Genomic DNA, 17,001 nt, shown 5'->3' on the forward strand with positions numbered 1-17,001 from the left:
CGCGGCTGTTTACTGGATAACTTTCTGTTGTTCAAATATATGTATCCAAACAGTTGCCACATTTTTTCCCGAAGATTAAACCTCCTGGCAAAATCACAAAACCAGCAATTTTGGTCCTGTTGTAAAATCAGTAAATAGTGCAAATTTCAGGCAAAATCTTGCAACAAATTTAGTGACAGGATTAAGTCATCTTTGATAAGGATCTAAATCTTATCTATCATGAAGAAAAAAAAGCCGTCTGCTAAGGCGCCTTCTACTATAAATGCTTTGCATTCAGGGGACGATAAACCTCCAAAATCGGTTTCACATATTATCGTTGAAATTATTGAATATGTTCCGAACGCTGTAGTAAGTAAAACAATAATAAAAAAATCGTCAGGAAATATAAGTGTATTATCATTCGACAGTGGGGAAGGGCTTACTGAGAAGACCTCTCCCTTCGACACATTTGTCCAGATTATCGAAGGGAGCGCGGAAATCGTTATTGATGGAACTGCAAATCTGTTGCACTCCGGCGAAGGAATTATTATTCCTGCTCACCAACCAAATCATATCAATCCGAACGGCCGGTTTAAAATGATCTTAACCATCATAAAAAGTGAGCATGAATAGTTTTCCCGATATCGGATCGCCGTTCACAAGTCACAGTAGCAGGAATACTTATGGCGGTATGCCTATTACCGAGACAATTAGTAATGGTTTTTTTACCGTAGACGAAAACTGGACTGTTCTGTCCTGGAATAAGGCTGCAGAACAGATACTTGGTGTTACCGGGGCGGATATTATTGGAAAAAATCTCTGGGAGGAATTCGTCGGCACCCTTCCACTAAATTTCTACGTAGTATATCACAAAGCGTTTTTGACTGACGTACCTTTGCATTTTAGAGAATACTGGCCGGAGATGAGCGCCTGGTTTGATGTGATAACCTATCATGTCGGAAACAAACTTTCTGTTTCCTTTAAGAGTTCCTCGGTGCCTGCAGGCCGTATCCGAATAACCGCAGAGGTTCAGCAAATGAGAATCCTTGATGAGTTATATCGATATGTTACCGAAGTAACAAACGATTGCCTCTGGGAATGGGATCTGCCTAATAAACAGATATTCTGGATCGATGGCAGTCACAAGAGGATTTTCGGCTATAATATTGAAAATGCTCTGATCCCGCAGGATTTCTGGGAAAGCCGTATACATCCCGAGGATCGTTTGAAAGTCAAGGCCATGTTAAAGCAGTTTCTATCTTATCCCCCTTCTGGTAAGGAATGGGATATAGAATACCGTTTCCAGCGTGCTAATGGTGAATATGCATACGTATGTGATCGTGGTCACCTGATGTACGACAATGATGAAAAACCTATAAGGATGATCGGTGCCACTCAGGATATCACGAGGCGAAAATTGACAGAAATTCAGTTGCTTGAAAGTGAACAACAACTTTCATTGATAGCCAAACAAACGGTAAACGCTATCATCATAACTGACGTCAACGGACATATTAACTGGGTAAATACAGCTTTTACAAATATCACCGGCTATACCGCTGAAGAAGTAATGGGAAAAAAACCGGGAAGCTTTCTACAAGGGCCGGATACAGATCCGGCAACCATCTCGTACCTGAGAAACAGGATCAACCAACAACTTCCTTTCGACTGCGATATTCTGAATTATAGCAAAAAAGGGCGGCCGTTCTGGATACATCTCCATGGACAGCCGCTTTTTGATTCAAGGGGGAATTGCGACCGGTATTTTGCCATGGACACTGACATCACGGAAAAAATAGAACGGCAACGAAAGTCGGCATTAGAAAAAGAATCGAACCTTATAGAGATGAGCCGCGCAGTGCTGGCTGCTCAGGAAAACGAAAGAGTAGTGATAGGCCGGGAAATGCATGACAATCTTAACCAGATACTGGGAGCAGCGAAGCTATATATCGAACTAGCAAAAACCGATGAATCGGTAACTTCATTGTGTCTCGATAAGGCTTCAGATTATATACTGCAAGTGATCCAGGAAATTCGCAAATTATCAAAAGCAATGATTACACCTGTCCTTGTGTTAGGACTGATCGATAGCCTCATAATTCTGATCGCTGACCTGGTGCTGCCAAACCCTATTAAATTCAAGCTGCAGGTACAAGTGAAGGAAGAACAATGTGCGGAGGATATAAAAATGGATCTGTTCCGGATCGCCCAGGAGCAGGTAAACAACATTATCAAACATTCAGGTGCTGATGTAGCGATCATTCGTTTATCGATCAAGGCAAACCAACTCGTCTTGAGTTTCAAAGACAATGGAAAGGGATGCGATCCTGGTCAGCAGCTAAAAGGAGTTGGAATTCTGAATATAAAAACCCGGGTAGAGTTGCACGGAGGAACAATGAACATTATTACTTCGCCAGGTGAAGGCTACGAACTCAAAGTTGCTGTGCCGCTTTCAAATACTTAGTTGTCCTAAGGACCTGATTCACAAATTCTCAAGAGCGATAAGGCGCCTGTTTTTCATATTGCGGAAGTAGGTGGGAGTAAGGCCTGTAACTTGTTTAAATTGCCTGGACAGATGAGCTACACTGCTATAATGTAGTTTGGAGGCGATCTCCGTTAAGGTCAATTCATCGTAAATCAACAACTCCTTTGCACGTTCGATCTTATGAGAAATAATATAGTGTTCAATAGTTATACCTTTCACTTCCGAAAACAGGTTAGAAAGATAAGTATAGTCGTAATCAATTTTTGAACTTAGATAGTCTGAGAAATTTATAACGGGAGGTTCATCCATGTAGTGAATCATTTCAACAATCACATTTTTTATCTTCTCTATAAGAATGCTTTTCTTATCCTCCATTATCTCAAGGCCAGATTTCCACAGGGCCATTCTAAGCAATTCTGTTTCCGCCTCTGTCAACCTTTTATCAAGTATAACCTCACCTAAATCCAAGGTTGAATATGGTATTTTTAATGCTTGCAGCTCAGCTTTCACTATAAGCTTGCATCGAAGACTAACCATATTCTTAATAAGGAGTTTCATTTTTGCGGGTTAAAATACGAAAGGGGATGAGCAAGGTCTTATGTATGTCTTGCTACGAATATGAAATTTAAGATACGACAGAAAAATGCCGATTGGATCTCAGGGACCGTATAAAAGAAAAATTTAATCCTTCTTTCATATCTTGTAATCGTAAACGCTCGGGTCTTATAATAGTAAACCCTTAGGCATAAGAGACTGTCTCAGGTTCATCAAATTTGAAAAATGGTGTCAACATCAAAAAACTTTATCCTGGTATTTTATAGTCTTTATTGAATTTTTTCAACTGGTCTTCGTCCGTGAGATTTAAACGAAGTGGCGTTATCGAAGTATAACCATTTTCAACGGCCCATCGGTCTGTTCCTTCTTCAGCGGGGCCGAGAGGAATAACGGAAAACCAATAATGTTTACGGCCCATCGGATCGATACCCGGAACAATCTCATTATCGTATAACCGCACTGATTGCCTTGTCCACATTATCCCTTTTGGTGCAGGAGGAAAATTTACATTGAACAGGAAGAGACCTTCAATTTTTAGCAGTAAGGCTAATGTCTCATCAACAAAAGGGGCAAGGGCTTTGAAGTCCGGTTCCTCTTTACCAACCGGTGTACTGAAGGCTATCGCTTTTATCCCTAACAAAACAGCCTGTTTTGCGGCTGCCAATGTACCAGAGTGCCACAGGGCATTGCCCAGGTTAGGACCCATGTTGATACCCGAAAGTACCAGGTCTGTCTTAGTAAGATGGGTGCCGAGAGCCGCGCAATCAGCCGGTGTTCCAGTCACTTTAAATGCCTGTACTCCATCAACCTGGATTTTGGCTTTTTTGTAGGAAATCGGGAGGTGGGTAGTAATTGCATGCGAAGCAGCAGAACGCTCCACATCCGGCGCCATAACCCTTACCTCTCCAAACGCCTTTGCCCGGTCGGCCAGGGCTGCTATTCCGGGACTATAAATGCCATCGTCGTTTGTTATCAGGATGTTCATGTAAATTGAACCAACAACATTGTGCCAACCACTAACGGTGCGGCATAGTTTTATTCAATTTTATATCACAATCCACATATATATATGCAAAAAGTACATATCCTCCATAATCCTGGCGCCGGAGACGAAAAATATACCAGGGAACATTTAATCGAACTCTTAGAAAACAATGGCTACCAGTGTAGTTACATGTCAACCAAACAAGACAAATGGAAAAATTTTGATACGAATGCAGATCTTTTAATTGTTGCGGGTGGTGATGGCACAGTACGAAAAGTTGCCGGCCAGATCCTAAATCGACAACTGTTGGATAAACCCAGAGCACTTGCCCTACTCCCTTTAGGCACAGCCAATAATATCGGAAGATCACTGAAATTAAATACCAGCATTGAAGAAGCAGTCAACACTCTCCACTTGTACCAGGCAAAGCCCTTCGATATCGGGAGAATTTACAATGTACCAGGTGCAGGATATTTTCTTGAAAGTTTTGGCTTTGGCGTATTTCCTGCACTGATTGAAGAATCAAAGAAGAAACCAGATAAAGACAAAGCTGAAAAAACGCTGCAGGAAAAGATCCAACTTGCCCGGAAGCGGTTGTATGATATTGTAGTATCCTATGAACCTGTGTTTTGCAAAATTGAGATTGATAGTAAAGAGTATTCAGGCAGATATTTACTGATAGAAGTCATGAACACTCCTTCTATCGGCCCTAAGCTCGACCTGTCGCCCGTTTCGGATCCCGGTGATGGATCTTTTGAAGTGGTGATGGTTTCGGAAAGTGACAGGCAAAAGTTTTTAGATTATTTAAGTGGAAAGATTAGCGAAAGCAAAGATGAATACAACTTCGAAACGATAAAGGGTAAGCACATAAAAATCAGCTGGGATGGAAACCAGGCCCATGTTGATGACAAGTTCATCGAACTGGAAAATGGCATTGAAGTGACTATCAGGTTAAGGAATGAGTTATTGGCGTTCTTAACGCCTCTTCTCAATCCCATTGAATTGTTAAATGATCCTGTCTGAAAAAAATAAACTGATAAATATTTGTAAAATGACCGATCGGTCATGTACATTTGCTTCGGCAATTGAGACAGGCAATTGAGAAACAGGGATCAACTCACATGACAAAAGCAGAAAAGACAAAGCAATGGATCATCGAACAGGCAGCACCTATCTTTAATAAGAAAGGTGTCGCCGGTACGGCAATGAGTGATATTATGGAAGCGACCAAATTGTCAAAGGGAAGCCTTTATGTACATTTCGAAGACAAGGAAGCTTTATCATATTGTGCCGTTGATTACACCCTGGACACATTCATAAAAAAGGCAAAGGCTGCTTTCAGTCATCAAAAAACGGGAAAGGCAAAGCTATATAGCCTGATAGAATTTTTAAGTGATCCCCTTTCACCTCCTGTTATAGGTGGTTGCCCGATATTGAATTTTGGAACTGAAGCGGATGATACCAATCCTGTAATTCTCGATAAGGTATATAAAGTGATAAAAGGCATACAACAAACTGTGGCAGGTATTGTGGAGCAGGGAATTAAGGCTGGTGAGTTTGATAAGAAATGGAATTCGAAGGAATTTGCTATAAAGTCTTTCGCATTAATAGAAGGCGGTGTTCTTATATCCCGAGTATCAGGAAAAAGTGATCAAATGAAGATTATTGTGAAAATGATAAAAAATGAAATTGACTCAAACACAATTTGATTTTTTTTGCAAATTAAATGACCGAACGGTCAGTCAACAGAATTATGAATTATGAGTTATGAATTATGAAAGAAAATTATGAATGATGAATTACTTAATCTATCAGTACAATAATCTACAGTGTACTTAATTTATCGTCATACTTCATTTTATCAGTACACTTCATTTAACATCAGACTTCATTTATCAGTACACTTCATTTAACATCAGACTTCATTTATCAGTATCCTTCATTTAACATCATACTTCATTTATTAGTACCCTTCATTTATCATCATACTTCATTTATCATCATACTTCATTTCATCATACTTCATTTGCTAGCATCTTTATGTAGAATCATACTTAATCTACCGCATATATAATTCAGCAGCTCACCTAAAAAATAAAATAACATTATAATCAACAAATAAAACCTTCGTTATGAGTATTAAAAAAACATGGTTCGTCACTGGTGCTTCGCGCGGATTCGGAATTGAGATTTCAAAAGTCGCATTGGCAAACGGTGATAATGTAGTTGCCACAGTGCGCTCAAAACCGGAAAAATTATTCGCTTTATTAAACAACCACGATAATCTTGAGGTGGTCGTACTTGATGTTACCAATGAAGACCTTGTTAAAGCAGGTGTGCAAAAAGCAATCGATAGATTTGGACGAATAGATGTCCTCGTTAATAATGCAGGTTATGGCCTGCTGGGCGCTGTTGAAGAAGTATCTGATGCAGAGGTGCGGAGGCAGTATGACACAAATGTATTCGGATTGTTGAATGTTACCAGGGCTGTGTTACCCTGGATGAGAAAAAACAACTCCGGGCACATTATTAATATATCCTCCCTGTTCGGATACGGATCTTCTGTTGCGGGATTGGGTTTATATGGTTCTACGAAATATGCGGTTGAAGGTATCACCGAGGGCCTTGCACTAGAACTAAAATCATTTGATATCCATGTAACAGCTGTCGCTCCTGGTCTTTTCCGGACCGAATTCGTTTCTTCCGATTCTTATATAGCATCCAAAAATGTTATCAGCCAGTACGAAGATACAGTTGGTCAAATCAGGGCCGGAATATCAGGCCTTGATGGTAAACAGCCTGGTGATCCTAATAAATTGGCTCAGATAATCCTGAGGTTGGTGGAATCACCAAAACCCCCTCTTCATTTTCTTGCCGGTAACGATGCACTTGCCCTTTACAAACAAAATAATGAGAAGATTCGTTCAGAAATTGCTGTCTGGGAAACCGTTTCTGCCAGCACTGACTTTTCCGCATCGCTATCACACAATTAATCTATCGTTTCACCCCGGGCTATACGAAGTCAACCCTTATCTGGGGTTGTCAGAAATTAGTATTTCATCATTCGTCACTGATTTCATAACTCATAACTCATAATTCATATCTCTCTTATGATTATTTCAAACAAAACAATCCTCATCACAGGCGGTGGTTCTGGGATAGGGCTCGAAACAGCGAAATTATTTGCGGCCAAAGACAATCGCGTAATCATCATTGGTAGAAATGCCGAAACGCTGCAAAAGGCTGCAGCAGGACTTAAAAATATCAATTGGTTCCAGGCCGATATTACCAATGCGGAAGACGTCGAGAAACTTGTAAACAAACTAAAAACAGATTTTAGCGATCTGAGCATCGTAGTAAACAATGCTGCAGCTGCTTATGCCTACTGGCATGCCGAGGAAGCTAACGCTTTTGAAAAAGCCAGCGAAGAAATCTCGACCAATTATTTATCAGTTATCAGGCTCAACGAAAAACTATTACCGGTTCTGAAACAACAACCTGAAGCTGCAATAGTAAATGTTAGTTCAATCGTGGCATTCGCACCGGATGCTTTCATTCCCACCTACTCAGACACTAAGGCTGCATTGCATTCCTATACACTTGCGCTAAGATTTACCTTGTCAAGAGATACAAAAGTGAAAGTTTTTGAACTGATGCCTCCTTTAGTTAAAACTCATTTTTCAAAAGGGATAGGGGGACTTGAAAACGGGATGCCTGCAGCCGATGTTGCACAGGCCCTGGTCGATGGCATTGAAAATGACTTATATGAAATTCATGTGGCGGGCACCAGGGATTTCCGGGATCTTTACCTGTCAAATCCAACAGCGGCATTCGATCTTCTCAATCAGAATTAATATCAAAAGACAGAAGGCACCACGCTTTCTGTCTTTTTCAAAAAAAGTCAATCCTTAGTATTGATTGCAGTACCTGGATCGGGAAAATCAGAATTTCTATCCTGAAAGACAACATTCTTTCTTTTATTAACAGATGACAACAGCAAAAATCCTGCTATACCAGCTATCACCGAAGAAAGAAGAATAACAAATTTTGATTCTGTCTGAAGCGAAGGATCATCGTAAGAAAGCAGCGCTATAAAAATCGACATAGTGAAACCTATACCGCCGAGCAGGCCGAGACCAATGATATGCCACCAGGTTGCCCCGGTTGGAATAGTACCAAGTTTCATCTTCACAATCAGCCATGACATCAGCGTGATCCCAATAGGTTTACCAATCACCAATCCAACCAAAATACCAAGTCCAACATCACTGGCGAGACCCTCAAACATGGACGACCCGATACGGATATTCGTGTTTACGATGGCGAACAGTGGCATGATGAAATAGCTTACCGGCCTTGTAAGAAAATGCTCAAGCTTTTCAAGCGGCGATTCAGCAGCGACTTTATTGGTAGGTAGTGTTATAGCAGTGAGCACACCGGCAATAGTTGCATGAATACCCGAGTGATGAACAAAATACCACATCAAAGTGCCCGGTATAAGATAGGCAAACAATGATTTTACTTTTAGGCGATTCAAAATTAACATGAAAGCGAACAGGCCACCGGCTATCATGAGGTTTGTAGTATTTAGCCCTGATGAATAAAAAAGCGCTATTACCAGTATTGCAATCAGATCATCAACGATTGCCAGCGCGGCAAGGAAGACTTTTAATGAAGATGGCACCCTGTTACCCAGCAGAGATAAGATGCCAATGGCAAAAGCAATATCGGTGGCCATTGGAATTCCCCAGCCTGCGCTCGTTGGACGATTGTAATTAAAAAAAGCAAATATCAGCGCGGGCAGAATAGCTCCCCCGAAAGCAGCAAGTACAGGTAAAGATGCTTTCTTTGGTGAAGAAAGTTCACCTTCAACCAATTCCCGTTTGATCTCCAGACCAACCAGCAAAAAGAAAATAGCCATCAATCCATCGTTCACCCATAACAGCACAGGATATCTTAAATGAAGATAATTGTTCTCAACACCGATTTCCAAATCCAGGAACTTACTGAAACTTTCGTTGAAAGGTGAGTTTGCAATTACCAGTGATAGACCAACACATATTAGCAAAATGATACCGCCAATGGAGCCCGAACGTACAAATTCACGAAATACATTGTAGTTGATCCCTAACTTCATTGACACCTGGTTTGATTGAATATTTTGGATGAAGGACCGGTCCTGACATTAAATATCAAAATAGAAGCGATCCCAAATCAAGGATGCAATAATAAGTTTATTCCCGGTAACATAATTTTCTTAGGAACCAAGGGTCAATCAAACTGCATCCTAATAATCTTCAACACATCAAACCGGTGAAAAAAATATTTTTTGATTTCAAATTATATCGTAATATTGCGATATGGGATTGACGAAATCGGAATTGTTTACCAAACAGCAAAATGACCTGGCTAATGTAGCCAAGGCACTGGGACATCCTGCGAGAATAGCAATCCTTCAATATCTTGTAAAAAAAAATGCCTGTATCTGTGGTGACCTTGTTGAAGAACTCGGGCTGGCACAGGCAACTACTTCACAACACCTGAAAGAATTGAAAAATGCAGGAATCATTCACGGATCCATCGAAGGTGCCAGTGTTTGTTATTGCATCAATCCGAAAGTCTGGAACCGCTACCGGGAATTATTCAATATTTTTTTCAAGGAAATAAACCCGGCTGACAATTGTTGCTGATAGCGAATTAGTGATTAATGGTTTTGTGTTGGTTGTTGCCGATGGCATGTCGAATGAGAACCGGCACCACGGTATTTTGTAAGATGATTTTTTTTGCTTCATTGAATCGTAATATTACAATCAATTATTTAAAACCCGATATATGCAAACCCAGGAACAATTAAAAGAACTGGTTAAACAAAAATACAGCGAGATAGCATTGCAGGACAAAAGTGATAACCAGTCTTCATGCTGTGGCTCTGGTGGATGTTCAACTGAAGTTTACAATATCATGAGCGAAGATTATACCCAGCTCGAAGGTTATGCAGCCGATGCGGACCTTGGCCTTGGCTGCGGTTTACCAACACAATTCGCAAAAATCAAAAAAGGTGATTTAGTAATTGATCTTGGCAGTGGCGCCGGAAATGATGCATTTATTGCATGTTCTGAGACTGGCGAAACCGGCATCGTAATCGGGATAGACTTCACACCTGCGATGATAGCAAAAGCCAGAACAAACGCTGAAAAACTCGGTCTCCATAATGTTGAGTTCAGGCTAGGCGATATTGAAAATATACCCGTAGCAGGAGACACAGCTGATGTTGTGATCAGTAATTGCGTACTTAATCTCGTGCCTGATAAGCAGGCTGTTATAAAGGAAATCTACCGGGTACTGAAAACAGGCGGTCATTTCAGCATTTCCGATATTGTTTTGAAAGGCGGATTACCAGCTAATCTGCAATCAGCAGCAGAAATGTATACCGGATGCGTTTCGGGAGCGATTCAGAAAAACGAATATCTTGACCTGATACAAGAAACCGGATTTGAAAACATTATTCTGCAGAAAGAAAAAGTGATTAATATTCCTGATGATATACTTTCAGAATATTTATCAGCTGAAGAAATTGAACAATTCAGGATAAGTGATACCGGCATTTACAGCATTACAGTGTTTGCACAAAAACCTGTTGAAAAGAAGAGTTGTTGTGAACCAGGATGTTGTAATTAATCATCCTATAAACCGGAACATGAAAAAAGTGTTGGTATTGTGTACAGGAAACAGTTGTCGAAGCCAGATCGCAGAAGGCTATTTAAGGCACTTCGCAGGTGATCAGGCCGAAATTTATAGTGCAGGTGTTGAGACACATGGTGTAAACCCGCTGGCAATTGCATCGATGATGGAGGACGGTATAGATATTTCAGCTCATACTTCGAACAACGTTGAGGAGTATTGCGAAATTGATTTCGATTATGTTATTACAGTCTGTGATCATGCGCTTGAACGTTGTCCTTATTTTTCAACCCGGGCACAGCGCTTTCATTATAATTTTCCTGATCCCGCTAAAGCTACTGGTACTCAGCACGCAATCATGAATGAATTCAGAAAAGTAAGAACGCTTATAAAAAACTACAGTTTTGATTTTGTGAGAAAAAATTTGTCTGTCGGGGGACAGAATGTGAACAATTAATCTGATAAAGAAAGTGTAAAAAATGCGGCATCATTTTTATGTATGATGAGTATTAATCATGATAAATACTCTTTATGTCAGAACAAAAGAATGCTGGTACAAATCCTAAACTTCAGAAATTCTTCGTCACTTCACTCGAAAAAATGTACTGGGCTGAAACTCACCTGGTCAGTGTATTGACCACCATGTCTAAAGCAGCTACGGATCCTAATCTCAAACAAGCCTTTGACCTGCATGCCCAACAAACAACTCAGCACAGGGAAAGGCTCGATAAAGTTTTTAACCTGTTGAATCTGCCAGCCCAGGCTGGGCCATCTATTGGTCTCCAGGGACTATTTAATGAAGGTTGGCAGGTGATCGACGAAACGGAAGATGGAAGCGCAATTCGCGATGCAGCACTGATCGTGGCGGCCCAGAAAGTTGAACATTATGAAATTGCCTGTTATGGCAGCCTGATCACGCTCGCAAAAACGATTGGGGAAAATGAAATTGCGAAAATACTGGTTCCCAGCCTGAATGAAGAAAAGGACACTGATGCTTCACTGACTGCTATCGCCGAAGCAGGTATTAATGAAGAAGCAGTCGAAGAAAAACCCAAAAAAGCGTCAAAAAAAACCTCAAAAAAAGTGAAGCATGCGGTTCAGGAGGTTAAGGAAATCATTCATGGAGAGATGGTAGAAAAGCCAAAAAAAGTCCCCGACCAAAACAAAATCAAAAACGAAATCTAAGAATGAGGTGAGTTAAATCGCCCATCAAAAATATATTTAAAAATTCAGGGTAGATTTAGATTTCAAAAAGCTGCAGGTTTTGAACGCCTGCGGCTTTTTGCTAAAATTTTTTATCCATTGATTAATAAAAAAATTATGCTTCCTGTCGAAACCATAGCCCCCGATTTTAATTTATTTTCTACTACCGGAAAGAACGAGTCGCTTTATGATTACCGGGGTAAGAAGATTCTCCTTGTGTTTTATCCGGCAGACTGGAGCCCGGTTTGCGGTGATGAGCTTGCTTTGTACAATGAGATGCAAAACATCTTTGATTCATACAATACACAGGTGCTGGCAATTTCGGTTGATGGCCGTTGGTGTCATGCCAGTTATAGCGAAAACCGGAATATCGGTTTTCCGCTTTTGGCCGATTTCGAACCAAAAGGCGCCATTTCTACTCTCTACGAGGTTTATGATACGCAGGAAGGAACTTCAAAAAGAGGACTTTATCTGCTCGATGAAAAGGGGTTAATAAAATGGAACTATCTTTCTCCTATCGACCGGAATCCCGGGGCAGATGGAATTCTGGCAGCATTAGAGGAACTCAATCAAAAGTAGTCTGCCCGCCCAAGCTGCTTAATAACCATTAATACTCCATACCCATGTCCGAACCATTAATAATCCATACCCATGTCCGGTCCACCAGGAGTTGGCATAGAAGGCGGTTCCCTCTTTGGCTTATCAGCAACCACACATTCGGTAGTAAGCAACATCCCTGCAATGGAAGCGGCGTTTTCGATCGCTATCCTTGTGACTTTTGTCGGATCAATAATCCCGGCTTCCAATAGTTGTTCATACTGTTCAGTCCGTGCATTGAAACCATAGTCACCCTTGCCTTCTTTTACCTTCTGAACTATAATACTTCCTTCAAGACCAGCATTCTGAACAATCTGCCTCAATGGCTCTTCAACTGCACGTTTTACAATCGCAATACCCGTGGTTTCATCTTCATTGGCTCCTTTGAGGGATTTCAAAGCATCAATGGCGCGGATATAAGCAACACCGCCACCGGGAACTATTCCTTCTTCAACAGCAGCACGTGTCGCATGCAGGGCATCATTAACCCTGTCCTTTTTCTCCTTCATTTCAACTTCAGTTGCCGCACCAATATAAAGTACAGCCACGCCACCTGAAAGTTTAGCAAGCCTTTCCTGCAGTTTTTCCTTGTCGTAATCAGAAGTGGTTGATTCAATCTGTGCCTTGATCTGGTTCACACGACCTATGATGTCTTCTTTGTTTCCGTTACCCCCCAGGATAATGGTATTGTCCTTATCGATCGTTACTGAATCTGAAGTGCCGAGAAATGAGATATCTGTATCCTCCAGCTTGTAGCCTTGTTCTTCGCTGATAACAACTCCCTTGGTCAAAATGGCAATGTCCTGTAACATTTCTTTTCTCCGGTCTCCGAAACCAGGAGCTTTAACAGCAGCAACTTTCAATGTGCCACGAAGTTTATTTACAACCAAAGTTGCAAGCGCTTCCCCTTCCAGGTCCTCAGCGATGATTACCAGGGGTCTTCCGCTTTGTGCTGTCTTCTCGAGTAGAGGAAGAACATCTTTCATCGCAGATATTTTTCTATCTGTTATCAGGATATAAGGATGATCCAGCACCGCTTCCATTTTTTCGGAGTCGGTTACAAAATAAGGGGAGATATAACCGCGGTCAAATTGCATGCCTTCCACAACATCAACAGTAGTATCAGTACCCTTTGCTTCTTCAACGGTTATCACTCCTTCTTTGCCAACTTTTTCAAAAGCTTCGGTAATTAGTTTACCAATTGTTTCGTCATTGTTTGCTGAGATGGCTGCTACCTGTTGAATTTTTTGGGCATTAGTTCCGACCGCTTGTGACTGCTTTTTCAGGTGTTCAACAATTGCGACCACTGCTTTATCTATGCCACGTTTAAGATCCATGGGGTTAGCACCTGCGGCTACGTTTTTCAATCCTTCGCTTATAATGGCCTGCGCCAGCACGGTGGCTGTTGTGGTTCCATCACCGGCAATATCAGCCGTTTTGGAAGCCACTTCTTTTACCATTTGTGCGCCCATGTTTTCGATCGGATCTTCGAGCTCAATTTCCTTTGCAACGGTTACACCGTCTTTTGTAATGCTGCCGGCGCCAAATTTCTTTTCCAGGATTACATTTCTTCCCTGTGGCCCGAGCGTCACCTTAACTGCATTGGCGAGGATGTCAACGCCTTTTTTCATCTTGTTTCTTGCTTCAATATCGAAGAAAAGTTGTTTTGCCATAACAATAGGTTTTAGTGTTAATTGTTTTGATTCAACTGCCTGCCATTTCAGTTTACCAGGTTTGATCTTCCGGTTGTAGGCAGGTATCGCAAGAATTCCTGATTCAGGCATAATCAGAAGGTCTTCACATGTAATGGTTTAGCGTCAAATTGTTTTCCATGATTTTGATAATTTTTGCAATTGGTTAAACATTGGAATTTTTTAAAGAAGTCATGTGGATTAAAAACCTTTCCGCAGCCGGTTTCCTTTAAGTACGCAGATCCCATGAATTTCCTTTTTCAATGACCATGCCATTTGGATGCAGTAGCCGGCATCATGAAAAAAGTGTCATTTCTGCTGAAAAATTGTCGGCTGAACCTCTGGAGGTTGCAGGAAATTTGACAGCGGAATCTCTGTTATGCGAACTAAAACTCTGCCAAAAAAGTTAAACGGGAAGTCTGAGAGTTTCCGGATTTGCCTCCCTGATTTATAAAAAAAGGCTGCCTCTTTCGGGACAGCCGTTGGGTGTTTGAAGGTTAAGGATTTAGCGGTAAGTTTAGCTCTGCTTCAACATCAGGGATGCAGAAGCATTTCAATATTAACGATTTCAACATTGACGCAGACAGAAGTTGACGGGAATCAATCTGTCATTTTCAAATTACCAACCCTGTCACCTAATTCCTCTGCCAGGGAGAGGCCGGTCTCAATAGAAATACGATAATGTATACCGCCATAAAGCCTGGAGATACCGGCTTCCTCAGCTGCTTTGAACATTGAGTTATAAACTCTTGGTGTCCATCCCCGGAAATCGTAAGTGTGATCAGTGAACTTTACTTTGCCCAAAACATGTTCGGCCGCGCGGAGTGCACCGCCGCTAACAAAAGCATGAGCCGCAGGATATTCAGGATGTGGTGGTGTTACAATAAACGGCAGCCATTTCGGATCAATCACTTTTTGAATATAGGTAACAGGACGCGTTACATTGTACTTGTATTTCGCTTTGAAACAAACTATAGTGGCATCACGTTCCCCTATTCCACCCTTCGCAAGCGCTTCTGCAGCTGTAAAAAGATTTGCGTCAGTGACTTCAATACACTGAAGGATTATGTTCATGTCATGTCCCGGCGGTGTATAGGCAATACCATTCCCCTGGTCAACCCAAAACAACGCGATATTTTTTTGTTCGGTACTCAGGTTTTGAGAAACCGTGTACACCTCGCTAACCATTTTGAAATAGTCAGAATTTGCGAATTCAGAATATGCATATGGGAATGTCGCCGCATCAGCGTTTATGTTTGCAGACAGGAATGTCCGTGCCGCGCTGAGGTAGGGGTTAATGCCATTTGCAAATGCTGGCGGTGTTGGAACCCATGCACCGGTAAATACTGGCGGAACATAACCCGCATTGCTTCCATTAAAAAGATCGGTGAGGGACCAATCGTATACCGCTTTAGCAATACTTTTTCCATAAGCTTGTGAACGTGCAAAGGTTGCTGCGCCGGCTTTTGCCATCAGTTTATCATTATATAGTTTTTCGAGTGAATCAATTGAGAAATTATTCGCCGGGGTGAGACCGGTATAATAAGATCTTACCATAGCTGCAAGAGCAGCATTGGCACTAACCTCCCAGTTATAATCCTGCTTTTTATCGATAGCGGGCATAGCTGGCATCATATATAGTTTTGAAGAGAAGCTGACGGATTTTTTATTCTCATAGCGTACCGCTTCATATAAGGCGACACCTATATAACCAAAATAAATCCCGTTAAAGGCGGAATTCCTTTCAAGCAGAATCCGCAGCTGGAGCTTATACCAGTCAAGCGCAATCGTTGATTTTGAACTAACGGGGTCTTTAGGAGGGTGCGGAAACTCAATTTTCTCACAACTGTAAAAGAGACATAATGTTGAGAAAAGAATAGACGTGAGGATTGTTTTCTTTTTCATATTAAAGAGTTTAGTTTAAATCTATTCTAACCCCTGATAAAATAACAGCCCCGGTGAGTAAGTGGAGACTTTAACAGATATATCGCTGTTGCAGGCGGGTAGTTTGCATCAGGATAGTTAGCAGCAGATTAAGTTAGCATCAGGATAATTAGCGGCAGGCAAGTTAGCAGCGGCTCTTAAAACAATTTCAGCAATGCATCTTTCCGGCTTCTTGAAACATTCACGGTGGCCCCGTCAGACATCACAAGATAACCTCCTTCGCCCCTGATGTATTTTGCGACTTCATTTAGATTTACAATATAGGAATGATGCACGCGTACGAACGAACCGAATTGACTTAGCTGTTCTTCCATTTCCTTAAGCGTGCGGCAGGCAACGATTTTTGTTTTGTCTTTTAAAAATAACCAGGTATAATTATCGTTTGCTTCGCATCTTATTAACTCCCCGGCAGGAACTAATTCAAATCCTTCTGCTGTTGGAACCGCTACTTTGTGGAAAGGGCTTTCACGATGTTTGTATTGATTCATCAACATGTGGAACTGTTCGGCCGTAGGTAAATATTTTTGTGCCTGCACTTTGTTTACAGCCGCTACCAGTTCTTTTGGATCGATGGGTTTTAACAGGTAATCCATGGCACTGAAACGAATGGCCTTAATTGCATACTGATCATAGCTTGTTGTGAATATAACGGCAAAGGGTATAACCTGAAGCTGCTGCAACATATCAAAACCAGTTAATGTAGGCATTTCAATATCAAGAAACACCAGCGAAGGATCATGTTTCTGTATCGCCGCCAGGCCTTGTTTTGCAGACATACATTGTTCAACAACCTCGACACCCGGACAATAATCTCCCAGCAGGATGTTCAGCGTATCCAGACAGTGCACTTCATCATCAACCAGAATAGACTTCAACATAGT

General features: G+C 41.4%; 17 protein-coding genes. 11 read left to right on the top strand and 6 right to left on the bottom strand.

The annotated features are described in order from the left end of the window. Positions 1-219 precede the first annotated feature (219 nt). Both VK664_RS22675 and VK664_RS22680 read left to right on the top strand, forming a co-directional pair. Positions 220-612, top strand: a complete 393-nt coding sequence (locus tag VK664_RS22675) for a cupin domain-containing protein (RefSeq protein ID WP_461400995.1) — start codon at positions 220-222, stop codon at positions 610-612. Continuing rightward, a complete protein-coding gene (locus VK664_RS22680; RefSeq protein WP_461400996.1) occupies positions 605-2,443 on the top strand; it encodes a PAS domain-containing sensor histidine kinase in 1,839 nt (612 codons plus the stop codon). Before VK664_RS22675 ends, VK664_RS22680 begins: the two co-directional genes overlap by 8 nt. Positions 2,444-2,461: 18 nt before the next feature. Here the strand turns inward: VK664_RS22680 and VK664_RS22685 are convergent, their stop codons facing one another. Together VK664_RS22685 and surE are read right to left on the bottom strand one after the other, a co-directional pair. After that, a complete protein-coding gene (locus tag VK664_RS22685; RefSeq protein WP_461400997.1) occupies positions 2,462-3,022 on the bottom strand; it encodes a helix-turn-helix domain-containing protein in 561 nt (186 codons plus the stop codon). 244 nt (positions 3,023-3,266) lie between these two features. After that, positions 3,267-4,004: a 5'/3'-nucleotidase SurE gene (surE, locus tag VK664_RS22690; protein WP_461400998.1), complete on the bottom strand. Its 738-nt coding sequence runs from the start codon at positions 4,002-4,004 to the stop codon at positions 3,267-3,269. Positions 4,005-4,088: 84 nt separating this feature from the next. Between surE and VK664_RS22695 the strand changes: the two genes are divergently transcribed. The 4 genes from VK664_RS22695 to VK664_RS22710 all read left to right on the top strand — a co-directional run bounded on the left by VK664_RS22695 (position 4,089) and on the right by VK664_RS22710 (position 7,858). Then, positions 4,089-5,027, top strand: a complete 939-nt coding sequence (locus tag VK664_RS22695) for a diacylglycerol/lipid kinase family protein (RefSeq protein WP_461400999.1) — start codon at positions 4,089-4,091, stop codon at positions 5,025-5,027. Positions 5,028-5,125: 98 nt separating this feature from the next. Next, positions 5,126-5,713 carry a TetR/AcrR family transcriptional regulator gene (locus VK664_RS22700; RefSeq protein ID WP_461401000.1) on the top strand — a complete coding sequence of 196 codons (588 nt, stop codon included), beginning with the start codon at positions 5,126-5,128 and terminating at the stop codon, positions 5,711-5,713. Between the two features lie 423 nt (positions 5,714-6,136). Beyond that, positions 6,137-6,997 carry an oxidoreductase gene (locus tag VK664_RS22705; protein WP_461401001.1) on the top strand — a complete coding sequence of 287 codons (861 nt, stop codon included), beginning with the start codon at positions 6,137-6,139 and terminating at the stop codon, positions 6,995-6,997. 117 nt (positions 6,998-7,114) lie between these two features. Further along, complete coding sequence (locus tag VK664_RS22710; protein WP_461401002.1) at positions 7,115-7,858, top strand: SDR family oxidoreductase; 744 nt, start codon at positions 7,115-7,117, stop codon at positions 7,856-7,858. A gap of 47 nt (positions 7,859-7,905) precedes the next feature. On the opposite strand, the gene nhaA is transcribed toward VK664_RS22710, so the two are convergent. Next, complete coding sequence (nhaA, locus tag VK664_RS22715; protein ID WP_461401003.1) at positions 7,906-9,141, bottom strand: Na+/H+ antiporter NhaA; 1,236 nt, start codon at positions 9,139-9,141, stop codon at positions 7,906-7,908. Positions 9,142-9,364: 223 nt separating this feature from the next. Here nhaA and VK664_RS22720 point away from each other — a divergent pair, with 223 nt between their 5' ends. The 5 genes from VK664_RS22720 to VK664_RS22740 all read left to right on the top strand — a co-directional run bounded on the left by VK664_RS22720 (position 9,365) and on the right by VK664_RS22740 (position 12,467). Then, positions 9,365-9,694, top strand: a complete 330-nt coding sequence (locus VK664_RS22720) for an ArsR/SmtB family transcription factor (RefSeq protein WP_461401004.1) — start codon at positions 9,365-9,367, stop codon at positions 9,692-9,694. Between the two features lie 142 nt (positions 9,695-9,836). After that, a complete protein-coding gene (locus tag VK664_RS22725; protein ID WP_461401005.1) occupies positions 9,837-10,682 on the top strand; it encodes an arsenite methyltransferase in 846 nt (281 codons plus the stop codon). Positions 10,683-10,701: 19 nt separating this feature from the next. After that, positions 10,702-11,142, top strand: coding sequence for an arsenate reductase ArsC (locus VK664_RS22730; RefSeq protein WP_461401006.1), 441 nt, complete (start codon positions 10,702-10,704; stop codon positions 11,140-11,142). A gap of 74 nt (positions 11,143-11,216) precedes the next feature. Continuing rightward, positions 11,217-11,870: a YciE/YciF ferroxidase family protein gene (locus VK664_RS22735; RefSeq protein WP_461401007.1), complete on the top strand. Its 654-nt coding sequence runs from the start codon at positions 11,217-11,219 to the stop codon at positions 11,868-11,870. A gap of 135 nt (positions 11,871-12,005) precedes the next feature. Further along, entirely contained in the window at positions 12,006-12,467 is a 462-nt protein-coding gene (locus VK664_RS22740; protein ID WP_461401008.1) for a redoxin domain-containing protein, read from the top strand. A 56-nt stretch (positions 12,468-12,523) separates the two neighbouring features. Here the strand turns inward: VK664_RS22740 and groL are convergent, their stop codons facing one another. The 3 genes from groL to VK664_RS22755 form a co-directional block, all read right to left on the bottom strand. Further along, entirely contained in the window at positions 12,524-14,158 is a 1,635-nt protein-coding gene (gene groL, locus VK664_RS22745; protein ID WP_461401027.1) for a chaperonin GroEL, read from the bottom strand. A gap of 618 nt (positions 14,159-14,776) precedes the next feature. Continuing rightward, a complete protein-coding gene (locus VK664_RS22750) occupies positions 14,777-16,081 on the bottom strand; it encodes a vanadium-dependent haloperoxidase (RefSeq protein ID WP_461401009.1) in 1,305 nt (434 codons plus the stop codon). 176 nt (positions 16,082-16,257) lie between these two features. After that, a complete protein-coding gene (locus tag VK664_RS22755) occupies positions 16,258-16,998 on the bottom strand; it encodes a LytR/AlgR family response regulator transcription factor (RefSeq protein WP_461401010.1) in 741 nt (246 codons plus the stop codon). Positions 16,999-17,001: the final 3 nt, after the last annotated feature.

This window comes from Flavitalea sp., assembly GCF_035489435.1.
Lineage (GTDB): Bacteria > Bacteroidota > Bacteroidia > Chitinophagales > Chitinophagaceae > DATHKG01.

What these genes read in the sequence shown, in the direction of transcription:
- VK664_RS22675 (WP_461400995.1), top strand. Translation starts at nt 220, where the DNA reads ATGAAGAAAAAAAAGCCGTCTGCTAAGGCGCCTTCTACTATAAATGCT.
- VK664_RS22680 (WP_461400996.1), top strand. Translation starts at nt 605, where the DNA reads ATGAATAGTTTTCCCGATATCGGATCGCCGTTCACAAGTCACAGTAGC.
- VK664_RS22685 (WP_461400997.1), bottom strand. Translation starts at nt 3,022, where the DNA reads ATGAAACTCCTTATTAAGAATATGGTTAGTCTTCGATGCAAGCTTATA.
- surE (WP_461400998.1), bottom strand. Translation starts at nt 4,004, where the DNA reads ATGAACATCCTGATAACAAACGACGATGGCATTTATAGTCCCGGAATA.
- VK664_RS22695 (WP_461400999.1), top strand. Translation starts at nt 4,089, where the DNA reads ATGCAAAAAGTACATATCCTCCATAATCCTGGCGCCGGAGACGAAAAA.
- VK664_RS22700 (WP_461401000.1), top strand. Translation starts at nt 5,126, where the DNA reads ATGACAAAAGCAGAAAAGACAAAGCAATGGATCATCGAACAGGCAGCA.
- VK664_RS22705 (WP_461401001.1), top strand. Translation starts at nt 6,137, where the DNA reads ATGAGTATTAAAAAAACATGGTTCGTCACTGGTGCTTCGCGCGGATTC.
- VK664_RS22710 (WP_461401002.1), top strand. Translation starts at nt 7,115, where the DNA reads ATGATTATTTCAAACAAAACAATCCTCATCACAGGCGGTGGTTCTGGG.
- nhaA (WP_461401003.1), bottom strand. Translation starts at nt 9,141, where the DNA reads ATGAAGTTAGGGATCAACTACAATGTATTTCGTGAATTTGTACGTTCG.
- VK664_RS22720 (WP_461401004.1), top strand. Translation starts at nt 9,365, where the DNA reads ATGGGATTGACGAAATCGGAATTGTTTACCAAACAGCAAAATGACCTG.
- VK664_RS22725 (WP_461401005.1), top strand. Translation starts at nt 9,837, where the DNA reads ATGCAAACCCAGGAACAATTAAAAGAACTGGTTAAACAAAAATACAGC.
- VK664_RS22730 (WP_461401006.1), top strand. Translation starts at nt 10,702, where the DNA reads ATGAAAAAAGTGTTGGTATTGTGTACAGGAAACAGTTGTCGAAGCCAG.
- VK664_RS22735 (WP_461401007.1), top strand. Translation starts at nt 11,217, where the DNA reads ATGTCAGAACAAAAGAATGCTGGTACAAATCCTAAACTTCAGAAATTC.
- VK664_RS22740 (WP_461401008.1), top strand. Translation starts at nt 12,006, where the DNA reads ATGCTTCCTGTCGAAACCATAGCCCCCGATTTTAATTTATTTTCTACT.
- groL (WP_461401027.1), bottom strand. Translation starts at nt 14,158, where the DNA reads ATGGCAAAACAACTTTTCTTCGATATTGAAGCAAGAAACAAGATGAAA.
- VK664_RS22750 (WP_461401009.1), bottom strand. Translation starts at nt 16,081, where the DNA reads ATGAAAAAGAAAACAATCCTCACGTCTATTCTTTTCTCAACATTATGT.
- VK664_RS22755 (WP_461401010.1), bottom strand. Translation starts at nt 16,998, where the DNA reads ATGTTGAAGTCTATTCTGGTTGATGATGAAGTGCACTGTCTGGATACG.